Raw genomic sequence first — 13,724 nt, forward strand, 5'->3', positions numbered from 1 at the left:
GCCACACACCTCGGAGGGTTGTCATGGCTGTCTCGATCAGAACGGCGGTCGCCGGGCTCTGCGCAGGGCTGGTGACCGCACTCCTCACCGGCGGACCCGTGCGGGCCGAACAGCACGAACGGACCTGGGACCTGTCCACGGGGGCCCACGCACCCCGCGCCCGGGTGGCCCTGGACGACACCACGGGCACGCTGAGCTTCGCGGTGTCCCGCGACGGCCGTACGGTCATCGAGCCGTCCCCCGTCGGCATCGTCACCCAACAGGCCGACCTGTCGAAGGACTTGCGCTTCCTGCACAGCAAGGACCGGATGATGGACGAGCGTTACCGCACCAGGTCCGGCAAGCGGCTCGACCGGCGGGTCCGCATGAAGGAGACCCGGCTGTCCTTCGCCACCGCCACGGGCGCCCGGCTCGACCTCGTCGTCCGTGCCTCCGCCGACGGCGTCGCCTACCGGTACGCCCTGCCCGGCGCCTCGGGCGACGTGCTCCGCGAGACCTCCGCGTTCAACCTGCCGGCGGACGCTCCCGCTTGGCTCGGCACCTACCGGGTCGACAACGAGGGCCAGTTCGTGCGGCACACCGCCGCCACCGCACCCACCGGCGAGTACTCCGACCAGGCCCTGTTCGAGACCGACGGCGGCTACACCCTGCTCGCCGAGTCCGACCTCACCGGCGCCTACTCCGGCGCCCGACTCGCTCACGACCAGGGCACCGGCACCTACCGCATCAAGCTCGCCGACGACCGGATCACCACCGACGGCCCGCTCGTCACCCCCTGGCGGGCGATGATCACCGGCGACCTCGCCACCGTCACCCGCTCCACCTTCACCGACGACCTCGCGCCCGCCTCCAGGATCCGCGACGCCTCCTGGATCGAGCCCGGCACCGTGCTGTGGACCTGGCTCGCGGGCGGCAAGGAGGCGGGCCAGAGCCTCGCCGCGCAGAAGGCGTACGTCGACTACGCGGCCGAGCGGAACTGGCCGTACGAGGCCGTCGACGCGGGCTGGTACTACAAGCCGGGCGAGTGGGAGACCGTCGACCCCGACTGGCAGACCGACAGCTGGATGCCGGAGCTCGTGCGGTACGCCCGGGCCAAGGGCGTGGGCATCGTCGTCTGGATCCACCAGCGAGAACTGGACACCCCCGAGGAGCGCGACCGGTGGCTCCCCACCCTGGAACGGTGGGGAGTCAGGGGAGTCAAGATCGACTTCATGAACTCCGAGGCGCAGCCCATGCTCCGCTGGTACGACACCGTCCTCGCGGAGACGGCCGCGCATCACCTCATGGTGGACTTCCACGGCTCCACGATCCCCAAGGGCATCCAGCGCACCTGGCCCCACGTCATGACCCTGGAGGGCGTCGCCGGAGAGGAGAAGCGCACCAACACCGCCGCCCATCTGACCACCCTGCCCTTCACCCGCAACGTCATCGGCTCCATGGACTTCACCCCCGGCGCCTTCCACCGCGTCGGGCTGCGCCCCAACTCGGACGCGGCAGAGGTCGGGCTCACCGTGGCCTACGAGTCCGGGCTCCAGATGTTCGCCGGCACCCCCGAGTCGTACGACCAACGGCCGCTGGCCCGCGCCTACTTCGACCAGGTTCCGGCGGCTTGGGACGACACCCGGCTGCTCGCGGGCCGGCCCGGCGAGGAGGCCGTGCTCGCCCGGCGCGGCGGGGACCGCTGGTTCATCGGCGGCGTGTACGCCGGGGCCGCCCGCATCGCCGAGGTGCCGCTGAGCATCGGGGCGGGGCGCTGGCTGGTCGAGACGATCGAGGACGGCCCGGACGGACTCGTGCTGCGCCGGCAGGTCCTGAGCGGCGGCGACAGGCTCGCCGTGGACGTCGTCGCGGGCGGCGGCTTCGCCTCGATCGCGTGCCGCTGGCGTCCTGGCATCACCACCTGCCACCGCTGAACGCCGGAGTCCCGGCGGGCCGTTCGCGCGACGGCCCGCCGGGGCGAAGGTGACGGCATGGCGTTCATGTGGATGAACATCACTCACGTGGGTGTACATGTCAGTGCCGGTCGTGCAAGGCTCGGTCAACTCCGTTCTCCCGTTGACCAGTTGGAGGTACCGCCATGACTGTTTCCCGGCGAACTGTGCTGGCCACGGCGGCCGGTGCCGCGGCGTTGGGGGCGTCCTCGACGCCGGCCGCGGCCGCGGACCTGACCGCCGACCGTGTGCCGGTACCGACCCTGCGCAAGTTCCAGGCCGCGGCCGACTACGCCGTCGACAAGCTCCACGCGGTCGCACCGACCGTGACCGCCTTCCCCGTCGGCACGAAGTTCGAGAAGTGGACCTACTCGCAGAACGGCGACTGGGTCGGCGGATTCTGGCCCGGCACGCTGTGGATGGCCTGGCTGCACAGCGGCGACGACGCCTTCCGTACCTGGGCGCTCGCCTCGGCGGAGAAGCTGGCCCCCCGCCAGAACGACACCGGCACGCACGACCTCGGATTCCTCTTCTACCCGTCCTGGGTCACCGCCTGGCGGCTGACGGGCGACGGCAAGTGGCGGACCGGTGCCCTGCGGGCGGCCGACTCGCTGATCCGGCGGTACAACCCGCGCGGACGCTTCATCAGAGCCTGGGGCGCCCTGAACGACACCGGGAACGCGGGCCGGGTCATCATCGACACGATGATGAACCTCGACCTGCTGGCCTTCGCGAGCAGCCAGACCGGGGACGCCAAGTATCTGGACATCGCCGTGGCGCACTCGAAGACCGCCCAGCGGGTCTTCCCGCGCGCGGACGGATCGACCCCGCACGTCTACGACTTCGACCCGGTGAGCGGCGCCGCGATCGGCCCGAACACCGTGCAGGGCTACAGCCCCACCTCGTGCTGGTCGCGGGGACAGGCGTGGGGGCTGTACGGCTTCACCACCATGTACCGCCGCACCGGGAACGCCGAGTTCCTCGCCACCGCCCGCAAGCTCGCGGACTACGCCGTGGGGGTGCTCACCCCGGACCACGTCCCGGTGTGGGACTACCGCGCCCCGCAGCAGCCGTACGACATCAAGGACGCCTCCGCCGGCGCGATCATGGCGTGCGGTCTGCTCGACCTCGCCGCGGCCACCGGCCGGCAGTCCTACCGTGACGTGGCGCTGCGGCTGCTGACCGCGCTGGCGGAGACCTGTCTGACGCGGAACTCGGCCCGTGCGGACGCCGTCGTCGCCCGGTGCACGCGCAACCGGCCGAGCGAGGACGGCGTCGAGATCTCCCTGCCGTACGCCGACTACTACCTGCTGGAGGGCATCCTGCGCGTGCTCCGGCCGCAGGACGTCGACCGGGCGATCGACCTGTCCACGGTGTGACGGCCCACGCGGGCCGACCGGCCGGCGCCGGTCAGCCCGCGATCGAGTCCAGCTGTTCCGCCGCCGGGCGCAGGTCCCACAGGTCACCGCCCGGCGGCTCCTCCAGCAGCGGTACGGCCCGCTGCGCCTGCTTGTCCCCGGCGTCGGCGGCGGCATGGACGACGTCGGTCGCCGCGAACCGGTGGAACTCCAGCTCCGGGTGCGGCCAGGCGGCGGCGCCCGTCGCGGCGGGCAGCAAATAGTCCACCGCCTTGAACAGGCTCTGTCCGTCGGGCCCCTGGTAGGCCCACAGGTTCACGCCGACGTGCCGGCCGATGGCCGCGAGCCGGGTGTAGGCGACCAGGTCGAACGTCGAGTAGTGCCAGCTCCTGGTGCGGGCCAGTTCCTGGGGCTGGCTGCCGTCGGCGGCGATCTGCGGCGCGATGCGCTTGGTCCGGGAGTCCAGCACCGTCCGGCGGGCCAGGTCCTTGTCGCCGGTCGCGTACGCGAGGGCGGCGAGCTGCATGTCGTAGAAGGTGCCGTGGTTGTTGGTGGCGGCGGCCTCCTGCTTGCCGAAGTCGCTGTTCCTGAGCCAGTCGCGGAAGTCGGTGTTCCACTTGGCCATGGCGGTGCGGTCCTTCGCACTCCAGCCCGGGGCGCCGGTCTCCAGGAGGGCGATCGCGTCGAGGACGCTCGTGTACGACTGCGAGAAGTCGATGATGCCGATGGCCCGGCCGTCGTACTTGCACGGGATGAACTGGGCGTGGTCCAGGTTCGGGTTCATGCGGGTGGCCGGGTCGAGGAACCAGGTGCGCAGCACCTGCCCCGCCTTCTGCGCGTAGCGCTTGTCGCCGGTGTAGTACCAGGCGAGGGAGAGGTCGTAGGCGGAGTCGAAGGTCTTCTCGACGTCCTGGCGGTCGGTGCCGGTGTCGACCTCGGGGTTGCGCTCGCCGTCGCGCTGCACGTACGGGCAGCCCCAGGGGTTGTCCTGGGTCGGGGTCTTGGAGGGCCACCAGTAGGGGGCCTGGCTGAGGTAGTCGTGGACGTCGCCGCCGGGGGCGGGACGGGGCTTGTCGACGACGGTCCACGGGCCCTGGTTCAGCCACTTGTCGGCGCGGGCCGTCAACGCCTGCACCGCGCGCCGGAGTCGGGGATCGCCGCGGTCGAGGCGGACCTTCGTCTGCTGGAGCCGGGCGCCGTCCAGGACGGCGGTGTGCGGGACGCGGGGCGCGTGCCGTGCCTCAGCGCCGGCCGTGGCGACGGGGACGGCGCCCGTCGTGAACGCGGCCAGGGCCACCAGCAGGACGCCCAGTCGGGGTTGTGCGCTCATGTCCGCCCTCCATGCTGTGCTCTTCACGATGTTCATGGATATGAACCAAGTTCATATTTGCGTGCGCGTTGAGCGTGAGCATGGCATGGCGGTCGGGGAGGGGAAAGGGGTGTGCGGCGGTTTGTTGGTGCGGACCTTCAGGCGGGGCCGGCTCCGACGTGTGCCGCGTTCACCGTCGGCCGAGGATCGAGTTCAGGCCGAACTCGAAGCGCTCGTCGAAGGACTCGGAGGTGAGATGTCCGAGGGTCCGGTACAGGGCGGGGTGGGTCGTCCGGGAGATCGCGGTCGCGAGGCGATCGTCCAACGACTGCTGTTCGGCCGCCTGTTCCTCCTGGGTGAGGCCGAGGGTGAAGTAGATCAGCGTCCATGCGGTCCAGGCCGCCTCGCGCTCGTTCAGCCCGTCGTCCAGGAGCGCGGCGACGAGCGTCTCCGCCAGGTGCAGGGTGTGCGGTTCGGCGGCGTAGGTGCCGACGACGAGCGCGGCTCCGTCGCGGTGGGCCAGCAGCGCCCTCCGGTAGCGACGGATCACCTCGGGGGCACGCAGGCCGGGTGAGTCGGGGAGGTCGTCGAGCGGGACCTCGCCGACGACCGCGTCCGCCATCAGCTCCAGCACGGCTCACCGGGCTAGCCGTCCACTACCCCTCGACGGATCCGGCCGCCCACCCCCTCACCGGCACCCGCGCCCCCGACCTCGCCCTCACCGGCACGGACAGGAGGCTGTTCGAGCTCCTCCGCCCCGACGCCCACCTGCTCCTCGGCCTCACGCCGGACGGCACACCGGCCAGCCCGAGGCAGGGCCTCGCCGTCCACGCCGGCCCGCTCGACCGGCCCCCGGCGGCCTGGCGGGAGCTGCGCGCCGCCCTGATCCGCCCCGACGGCCATGTCGCCTGGGCCGCCGAACGGGACGACACCGCAGAGGGGATGCATTCCGCGCAGGGTTCGCCGTGGCGGAAGATCGTCGAAACCGGATCAGGACAATCACGCGAACGGAACGGTTAAGGGATCCTCACCTTCTGGTGGCCGTGCGGTGAGGGGTGAATGATGGGCGCATGACGTTGGCCGCGCGAGCCTTCGCGCAATTGGCGACCTGGCCCGACCTCACCGAGGTGGAACCGAGCTGCGGAACCGGCCGGGCACTGGCCGCAGCCCACGGTGAGATCGCACATTTCCATTCCGACCAGGACCTCGACCTCTGCCTCACGGCGCGGGTCATCCGACGGTTCGAGGAACACCTCGAAGCCGCGACGGCGGTCCGGCTGATCCCTGGCTCGCACTGGGTGACGGTGCGCATGGAGGTCGTGGCGGACTTCGACCTGCTGATGACCTTGGTCAGCCTCGCCCTGCGCGCCCACCAGAGCCTGCCGCTCCCCGAGCAGGGGTCACGAGCCCGGTGCAATGACCGCCGTAGCGCGGTGGTCGCGCGCCAAGGTTTCGGCGCAGACTGAGATATGGGCCTCAGGGCAGGTCGTACGGGCTTTGGGCAGGGTGCACCGTGGCTGAGACAACACGCGAGGAAGACGCCATCCGCTTGGTGGCGGAACGCCTGAAGAGCGCCTTCGGCGCCACACACAGCCCGGCCGAGGTCGAGGAGGCCGTGGCGAAAGCCCACGCGACCTTCGCGGGCCGGCCGGTGCGCGAATTCGTTCCGGTACTCGTCGAGCGAAGGGCCCGGATCATCCTGCACGAATCGGCGGGCTGACCGGACCGGAGAGGTTCGGGGCCTTCGCTACCGGTCCCAGCCGTCCGGCCCGCTGCCGCGCCACTCGATCAGCTCGGACTCGCGGACCCAGTCGTCGTCCACCTCGTCCAGGCCGGCCAGGCGCAGGAACTCGACGATGTCGAGCAGGCCGTACGCCATGCCCACGAACCGGTCGTCGACACGGACCCGTCGCCCGCCGTCCTCGGCGAGTGGGTAGACGACAATCGGTTGCGCGACGGCCATGGCACAAGGGTGCGGCCGACACCGGGCGGGCGCATGCGGAGCGCCGGCCCGTCACCCGGGGCTGACGGTGATCGTGCACAGCCGCTTCGTGGCCCTGGTGAGACTCACGTAGAGGTCGCGTTCCCCGCTGCCGCGGGCCGCGACGATCTCCTCCGGGTCGACGACGACCACGCCGTCGAATTCCAGGCCGCGTGCCTGGGACGCCGGTATCAGTTGCGCCCATCGTGTGACCCCGGCGGAGCGCAGCTCGTCGGTCCGGGCGTCGGCGCAGATGACCCCGAGCAGTTCACCGGGGTGCTCCGCCGCCTGGGCCCGGAGTTCCTCGGCCAGGGTGGCGGCGACGGTGTCCGGGCGGGCAGCGAGGACGCGAGGAGCCTCGCCGTGCCGGATCGAGCGGCTCGGTGTCCGGCCGGGGGCGATCCGCGCGAGGAGGTCGCCGGTGGTCTCCAGGATCTCCTGGGTGGTGCGGTAGCCGACGGTCAGGGTGTGCAGGTCGAACCGCGGACCGAGGGCCGGACCCAGCGCCTCGGACCAGGTGCGTGCGGTCGAGGCCGGGCCCGCCTGGGCGAAATCGCCCACCAGCGTCATCGACCTCGCCGGGCACCGACGGACGATCATCCGCCACTGCATGTCGGTGATCTCCTGCGCCTCGTCCACGACGACATGCCCGTACGTCTGCCGGGGCGGGCCGTCGACCAGGCTCGCCGCCTCGTCGAGCAGCGGCACGTCCGCGTCGGACCACGGCGCGCCGGGTGCGCGCAGCAGCAGCGCCCGCTCCTCGCCCGTGAGGTGCGAGAGGTGCTCGGCCAGCGCGTCGGGGTCCGTCAGCAGCGCCCGTACGACGTCCTCGGGCACCAGCCGCGGCCAGAGAGCCTCGACGGCGAGGTCCACATGGGCATCGTCGAGAAGGCCGGCCCGGACGGCGTCCGCGTCGAACGCGTCCACCGGTGCGGCGGCCGGCGCGTCGTCGAAGCCGAGGGTGCGCAGATCGTCCGCCGCGGCACGGTCCAGATCCAGGCCGGTGGCCTCGGCGACCTCGGCGTCGATGCGCTCCAGGGCCTGCACGGCACCGCGCTCCAGGAGGTCGGTGACCGCGTCGATCAGGAGTCCCTTGAAGACCTGGCGAGCGCGATTGTGCCCCAGGCCGGTGGCCACGGCGCCGTCCCGCGCCCTCGCGACGTCCCGCTCCGGCAGCCGGACCGGCTCCTGCCCCAGCCGTACGGTGAAGTCGCCGGCCACCGCCTGCCGGCCGCGCACCAGGCGGGCCAGCGCGTCCGCCAGCACCGAACTCCCCTTCAATCGCGCCACTTCCCATGGCTCGACCGTCTGCGGCTCGATCCCGGCCAGCTCCTCGCAGGTCGCCAGGACCACGTCGTTCTCGCCGAGCGAGGGCAGCACCTGGGAGACGTAGTCGAGGAAGCGCGCGTTCGGCCCCAGCACCAGGACGCCGCGCTCGGCGATCCGCGCGAACGCGTACAGCACGTACGCCGCCCGGTGCAGGGCGACCACCGTCTTGCCGGTGCCGGGTCCGCCCTGCACCACGGTCACCCCGCGGTGCGGCGAGCGGACGATCGCGTGCTGCTCCGTCTGGAGCGTCGCGACCGCCGTGCGCATTCGCCCGGTCCGCCGCGCCTGAAGGACCTCGGCCAAGGGGTTGTCGTCCAGGACGTCGTCGGGGGTGGCGGGGGAGGCATCGAGCAGTTCGTCGCTCACCGAGCGGACCGTGCGGTCCTCCAACCGCAGGTGCCGGCGCCGGCGCAGGCCCATGGGGCGGACCGTCGTCGCCTCGTAGAAGGGCCGCGCCGCCTCCGCCCGCCAGTCGACGAGCAGCGGCAGGTCGAGGCTGTCCCCGTGCAGTCCGAGTCGGCCGATGTGCAGGGCGTTGCCCTCCGCGCCGTCGATCCGGCCGAAGACCAGCCCGGTCTCGGCCGCCTCCAGCCGGCGGACCTCCCTCGTCCAACGCTCGGCGGCGAGATCACGCTCGTACACCTCCCGCCCGCTGCCTGCGCTGTCGACCGGTGACCCGAGCACCGCCGTCAGCTCTCCGCGCGCCTCGCCCACGCGTACGTCGAGCAGGTCGTACACGGCGGTCACGTGGTCCTGCTCCGCCTTCACCTGGCGCGCGGCACCGTCGCTGAACTGCGACAACAGGGGGCCTCCTCTCGGTGCGGCTCCCCACTATGCGGTCGGACCGCCGCAAAGGTAAGTCTTGACTTACCTGTGTGCGTCAGCCGCCCAGGGCCGCCACGCGACGGCCCCCGCCGCCGTCACCCTGACATTTGTCAGGGACCGCAGACCCTCCTCTCTCCCTAGGGTGCGGGTGTCCCCACCGGCCCTCTGCCCAGCCGTCCTCCCCTGCCCTGAAAACGTCAACTGCGAAAGGCACCACATGCGCCGTCTTCTCGCTGCCGCCGTCGCGCTGCTGCTCGTCAGCGGTGCGGCTGGGTCCGCAGCCGCCGCCGCTCCCGGCGGCCGGCCCCCGAGCGCCGCCGCGTCCGTCCAGGTGCCCACCGGTGTCACCGCGGGGGCAGCCGTCTTCGACCGGCAGACCGGCACCTTCACCGAGCAGCTCAACACGAGCGCCCGCTTCAGGTCCGCCTCCGTCGTCAAGCTGCTGCTGGCGCTGGACTTCCTGTGGAACCGCGGCCCCGACTACACCGTGCCCGCCGCCGACCGGGCCCTGCTGGAGCCGATGCTGCGCAGCAGCGACGACGACGCGGCCAACCACTACTGGGAGGTGAACGGCGGGTCGGCGATCATCACCCGCATGGTCCGCAATCTCGGCCTGACCGACACGAACCCGCCGCCCGCCGGTTACGAGGGCTACTGGGGTTACGTCTCGCTCTCCGCCCGCGACACCGTGAAGATCTACCGCTACCTCCTGGACACGGCGCCAGCCCCGGTGCGCGACTTCGTCATGGGCAACCTCCGCCAGTCCACGCGATGCGCCGCGGACCACTTCGACCAGCACTTCGGCATCGCCGGGGCGTTCGAGAAGCCGTGGGCGGTGAAGCAGGGCTGGTCGGGTTCGTACGAGAAGGGCACGTGCGGGACGGGAGGCGCGGCGAGCGCGTCACACTCCGCGGCGCAGGCTCCGGCCCCGGCTCCCGCCGACGACGTGAACCTGTCCCTGCCCGCACTGCACAGCACCGGGACCGTGGGCGCCGGCGACCGGTACATAGTCGCCGTGTTCACGCTGCACCCGGCCGGCACGTCGTACGGGAAGGCGTACACGGACATCGGCAGGCTGACCCGCTCCCTGAACCTTCCGGGCGCCGCACGGCCGGCGGGGTGGTGGTACGGCACCTGGAGCGACCATGTGAACGTCCGCCGGGACCCGTCCACCCAGAACGCGCCGATGACCCAACTCCCCGCCGGTGTCGAGGTGTTGGTGGGATGCCAGAAGAGGGGGCAGAAGGTGGACGTGCCGCCGTACTCCAACGACTGGTGGGCCTATCTGCCCCAGTACGGCGGCTGGATCTCGAACATCTACATCAGCTCGCCCGACAACCGGCTGCCGGACGTCAAGGACTGCTGACCACCGCGTGCCGGTGACCGGCGCGGGGCCGCTTCCTCACCGCTCGTAGGCGGCGAGGAAGCGGAGCACCTTGTCGACGTGCGGCTTCACGCGCTCGGGCACCCCGCGCTCCTCGATGACCGTGCGATCGCTCGTGCGGTACCCGGCCGCGATCAGCGCGGGGAGTTCCTCGGCCGGCAGATGCTCCTTCTTGAACTGCTGGTCCAGCCAGCACACGTACAGGCTCATCGTGGAGATCGCGTCCGCCGGCGACCGGTAGTCCTTGTCCCCGTCGCCGTCACCGTCCACCGCCCAGGCCCGGAACACCGAAGGCGTCCACATGGCGATGCCGTACTCCTCGGCCTCCGGGCGGGCCGCGTTCACGTCGAACCCGCTCTCCGCCTTCACCATCGCGGCGAGCAGCGCGGGCGTGACCTCCGCGTCGGTGCAGCGCCGGGCGGCGTTGACGAACACGGGGCGCAGCGACTCGGGCACGTCGGAGTCCTCCGGGATCTCACCGGGGGCCACGATGGGTGTGCCGGTGACGGTGGGGGAGGCGCCGCGCTTGAGGTCCTCATCGTCGCCGCCCCCGAGCAGCGCGAACCCGACCGCGGCGGCGGCCGTGACACCGACCAGTGACAACGCTGCGATCGGCAGCCGCCGGCGTCGGCCACGCGTGCCGGAGAGCCGCTGGATCCGGGTCACGAGGCTCGCGGTGGTGTGGGGGAGCCGGGCCATGTGGTCCGGCGCCAGGCAGTCACCGATGAGCCGGCGCCAGTCGTCGTCCAGTCCGGCGTCGAGCCGCAGCGGTGCGGTGCCGCGGGCGTAGGCCTGGGCGGCGAGCGATCGGGCGCGTGCGGTGGCGCCGGGGAACGGGTGGATGCCGCCGGTGAGGACCTGGTGGGCGAGGACGCCGAACGCCCAGATGTCGGCGGTCGGCCGCACCACCGTGCCCTCGGCCCCCGTGCGCTGGGACCACCACTCGGGCGGCAGGTGGTCGAGCGTGCCGAGCGGCGGCAAGTGGGCGTGGGTGCCGTCGAGTTCGGTGGCCAGGCCGAAGTCGGCGAGCCAGACCTCCCCGTCCGCGCCCAGCAGCACATTGGCGGGCTTGAGGTCGCCGTGCACCCAGCCGGCGCCGTGCATATGGGCCAGCCCGGCGGCGACGCCGCGCAGGATCCGCACCGCCTCCGGCGCCGGAGAGCCGCTGTCGGCGGCCTCCAACACCTGGCGCAGACTGGCCTCGGCACGGTCCATGACCAGCGCGATCGCCCCGTCCAGTGAGGGCAGGTCCGGCGCCTCGACGGTGCACACGGCCCGGGTCCGCACGAGGTGCGGATGGTCCGCCTCGGCACTGAACCGCACCTCACGCGCGACCAGTTCGCCCAGCGCGGCACGCTGACCGGGGGCCAGGGCGCCGGTCGGCAGCACCTTCACCGCGGCCGACGTACCGTCGGCGACCGCGCGGGCCTCGTACACGGTGCCCCAGCCGCCCGAGCCGATGACCGCGCCCAGTTCCCAGCCGTCGATCCGGAATCCCGCCGGCAGGCGCGGAGTTCCGAGAGGACTCTGCTCGACGTCCTCCCCGGAGCCTGACGAGCTCACGCGCCGGCCTCCTGCGGGACGGTCCGCCTGCGGGACGGCAGCAGCGCGAGATGTTCCTCCCGCACCAGGCCGAAGCGCAGGGCGAGGGAGGCCAGTCGGGCACGCTTGGCGCCGGTACGGCCGTTGCCGTCCGCTCCGGGTTCGTCGCCGACGTCCAGGCGCAGCTTCGCGAAGGCCAGGTAGTCGATGTGGTAGTTGACGGCCGAGCGGGTCAGACCGCGGCAGCTCTCCAGCGGACGCAGCCGCTCCACGATGTCCCCGACGCCGGGCAGCGCGCTGTCCGACAGATCGCGCAGCCGCGGTTCGCACAGTGCCACCAGGACGAGGAAGTACTTCGCCGTGACGTCGAGCGCGTAGGGGTGCACGGTCTGCTCGCCGGCGCCGGGCGCCGACCGCTCGTCCAGATAGGCGTGCTGCGGGGCGAACACCTTGAATTCGACGGTCCCGTTCAGCGCGGGCAGGACCACCCGGGAGAACTCGAACGGCACCGGCGCACCGAGCCGGCCGGGCGCGACGGTGATGTACTCACCGGCCCCCTCCAGGTTCTCGACGACGTAGGCGGAGTCACGGCTGAAGTTCGACAGCCGCCAGTAGTCGTCGGCCGCCTCCAGCCGGCCCGCCCGCCGGGAGATGCCCGGGTCGGGCAGAACGATGGCGACACCCCCGCCGCCTGGCAGCCCCCGCCCGAAATCGGCCACGTCACCCGGCCCCATGTGCAGCAGCTCGGGCTTGCCCCCGCCCCCGATGTCCGGTCCCGACGGACCTGGCGGCTGGACAATGATCGTTTCCATGCCGGTTCTCCCCCGATGTGATCGCCGATGTTCCGCAGCCGGCTCCGGTGGCCGCCTGCCCGGCGAGTGGTGCGTGGACGGGTGCCGCAGCTCCCGTCGACGGCGGATGGTCGGTCCACCCGGGTCGCTGCGACACCGAGAGCATCACCGCTCCCAGCGGCCACCGCAACCTCCTACGCGCGTTCTGCGACCCTGGGATCATCCCTGGTCTGTTGACCTGGGGATACGCGAGAGCCTGGGATGCGGTCGAGGAAGCCCGCCGCTCCTCGCGCTCGCGGGGACCGCTCATGAACTGGCCCTGGGGCAGCGGGAGTTGCTGATTTCGGAAGCATGCGCCGACCCGCTTATGATCTTGGTCGTGATTGCGCAGAACTCTGACAAGATGCCTTCCCGCAAGCAGCGGCTCCAGGAGAAGCAGCGGCGCCAGCTGGCGGTGGTGGACACGGTGGACAAGGCCGAGGTCAAGGTCCGCAAGGCGGAGACCGAACTCGCCGTTGCCGTCGCGGAGGCCGTCCAGGTGTTCGGTGACGAGCGTGCCGCCTCCGAGGGGCTCGACATGCCGGTCGAGGCGGTTCGCCGGTTCGTCGGCATGGCGGCGAGCGAGGCGGAAGCGACGGACAACGCCGGTCCTCAGCCCCGGTCGGAGGTGTCCGGGGGAGAGGCCACGACCTTGACGGCGTAGTCGGCCAGTTGGGTCCGCAGGAGTTCGCGAGGTACGCCCTCCTCGCCGGCCAGGCGCTCGACCAGGTCGGCCCGGGTGGCCGCGAGCAGGGCGTGGGCGGTGAATCCGGGGTTCGGCAGCCCGGGGAGCTGCTCCAGGGCGGACCGGAGCAGGCGGTGCCATCCGTCGTAGTGCCCCGCCTGGTACGGGCTGCTGCTCCCGTGCTCCTCCAGGGCCAGCACGAGGCGGCGGTTGTCGAGTTTGAAGCACAGGACGGCGTCGAGCAGCGCGGGCACGCGCTCCTGTGGCGGGGTGCCGGGCCCGAGGGGCGGCGGCCCCGACTCCACGGCCTCGCGGACCGGTTCGAGCCGTGCCTCGTACAGCGCGCGCAGCAGTCCGGCGCGGTCGCCGAACGCACGGAACACGGTCCCCTTGCCGACCCCGGCCGCCGCCGCGATGTCGGCCATCGTGAGGTCCTCCGGGCTCTCGGAGCCGGCGAACAGGGCGTCGGCCGCTTCCAGAATTGCCTGCTGATTGCGGGCGGCATCCTTACGCGCTCTGCGCTCGGGCTCGGGCACGCGGTTCCTCCACT

The 13,724-nt window shown here is 72.0% G+C and carries 14 protein-coding genes; 7 read left to right on the forward strand and 7 right to left on the reverse strand.

Annotation, left to right across the window (positions count from 1 at the left end; translation table 11 throughout):
• Positions 1–23 precede the first annotated feature (23 nt).
• Together CP983_RS37520 and CP983_RS37525 are read left to right on the forward strand one after the other, a co-directional pair.
• A complete protein-coding gene (locus CP983_RS37520) occupies positions 24–1,913 on the forward strand; it encodes a glycoside hydrolase family 97 protein (protein WP_150504568.1) in 1,890 nt (629 codons plus the stop codon).
• A 164-nt stretch (positions 1,914–2,077) separates the two neighbouring features.
• Positions 2,078–3,310, forward strand: coding sequence for a glycoside hydrolase family 88 protein (locus tag CP983_RS37525; protein ID WP_150504570.1), 1,233 nt, complete (start codon positions 2,078–2,080; stop codon positions 3,308–3,310).
• Between the two features lie 31 nt (positions 3,311–3,341).
• On the opposite strand, the gene CP983_RS37530 is transcribed toward CP983_RS37525, so the two are convergent.
• Together CP983_RS37530 and CP983_RS37535 are read right to left on the reverse strand one after the other, a co-directional pair.
• On the reverse strand, positions 3,342–4,619 hold the full coding sequence (locus CP983_RS37530; protein ID WP_150504572.1) for an alginate lyase family protein: 1,278 nt from the start codon (positions 4,617–4,619) through the stop codon (positions 3,342–3,344).
• Positions 4,620–4,788: 169 nt separating this feature from the next.
• A complete protein-coding gene (locus tag CP983_RS37535; RefSeq protein WP_229914847.1) occupies positions 4,789–5,232 on the reverse strand; it encodes a TetR/AcrR family transcriptional regulator C-terminal domain-containing protein in 444 nt (147 codons plus the stop codon).
• On the opposite strand from CP983_RS37535, the gene CP983_RS45120 reads away from it, so the two are divergent.
• Genes CP983_RS45120 through CP983_RS37550 form a run of 3 tightly spaced genes read left to right on the forward strand, consistent with a single transcriptional unit; the run spans position 5,169 to position 6,318 of the window.
• Positions 5,169–5,618, forward strand: coding sequence for an aromatic-ring hydroxylase C-terminal domain-containing protein (locus CP983_RS45120; RefSeq protein ID WP_341874900.1), 450 nt, complete (start codon positions 5,169–5,171; stop codon positions 5,616–5,618). The genes CP983_RS37535 and CP983_RS45120 overlap by 64 nt on opposite strands.
• A 50-nt stretch (positions 5,619–5,668) precedes the next feature.
• A complete protein-coding gene (locus CP983_RS37545) occupies positions 5,669–6,064 on the forward strand; it encodes a luciferase domain-containing protein (RefSeq protein ID WP_150504576.1) in 396 nt (131 codons plus the stop codon).
• Between the two features lie 47 nt (positions 6,065–6,111).
• Entirely contained in the window at positions 6,112–6,318 is a 207-nt protein-coding gene (locus CP983_RS37550; RefSeq protein ID WP_150504578.1) for a three-helix bundle dimerization domain-containing protein, read from the forward strand.
• Between the two features lie 27 nt (positions 6,319–6,345).
• Here CP983_RS37550 and CP983_RS37555 read toward each other — a convergent pair whose 3' ends face one another.
• Positions 6,346–6,561, reverse strand: coding sequence for a hypothetical protein (locus CP983_RS37555; protein WP_150504580.1), 216 nt, complete (start codon positions 6,559–6,561; stop codon positions 6,346–6,348).
• A 51-nt stretch (positions 6,562–6,612) separates the two neighbouring features.
• Positions 6,613–8,709, reverse strand: coding sequence for a HelD family protein (locus CP983_RS37560; protein WP_150504582.1), 2,097 nt, complete (start codon positions 8,707–8,709; stop codon positions 6,613–6,615).
• Positions 8,710–8,950: 241 nt separating this feature from the next.
• Here CP983_RS37560 and CP983_RS37565 point away from each other — a divergent pair, with 241 nt between their 5' ends.
• Complete coding sequence (locus CP983_RS37565; RefSeq protein WP_150504584.1) at positions 8,951–10,099, forward strand: hypothetical protein; 1,149 nt, start codon at positions 8,951–8,953, stop codon at positions 10,097–10,099.
• A 36-nt stretch (positions 10,100–10,135) separates the two neighbouring features.
• On the opposite strand, the gene CP983_RS37570 is transcribed toward CP983_RS37565, so the two are convergent.
• Positions 10,136–11,680 (reverse strand): serine/threonine-protein kinase, encoded by a 1,545-nt coding sequence (locus tag CP983_RS37570; protein WP_150504585.1) that lies wholly within the window; start codon positions 11,678–11,680, stop codon positions 10,136–10,138.
• The gene (locus tag CP983_RS37575; protein ID WP_150504587.1) at positions 11,677–12,471 is read right to left on the reverse strand and encodes a serine/threonine protein kinase; all 795 of its coding nucleotides are present in this window, start codon (positions 12,469–12,471) and stop codon (positions 11,677–11,679) included. Before CP983_RS37575 ends, CP983_RS37570 begins: the two co-directional genes overlap by 4 nt.
• A gap of 382 nt (positions 12,472–12,853) precedes the next feature.
• Between CP983_RS37575 and CP983_RS37580 the strand changes: the two genes are divergently transcribed.
• Positions 12,854–13,153 carry a hypothetical protein gene (locus CP983_RS37580; protein ID WP_229914846.1) on the forward strand — a complete coding sequence of 100 codons (300 nt, stop codon included), beginning with the start codon at positions 12,854–12,856 and terminating at the stop codon, positions 13,151–13,153.
• Here the strand turns inward: CP983_RS37580 and CP983_RS37585 are convergent.
• Positions 13,102–13,710, reverse strand: coding sequence for a TetR/AcrR family transcriptional regulator (locus tag CP983_RS37585; protein WP_229914845.1), 609 nt, complete (start codon positions 13,708–13,710; stop codon positions 13,102–13,104). The genes CP983_RS37580 and CP983_RS37585 overlap by 52 nt on opposite strands.
• Positions 13,711–13,724 lie beyond the last annotated feature (14 nt).

The organism is Streptomyces chartreusis, assembly GCF_008704715.1.
Classification (GTDB): domain Bacteria; phylum Actinomycetota; class Actinomycetes; order Streptomycetales; family Streptomycetaceae; genus Streptomyces; species Streptomyces chartreusis.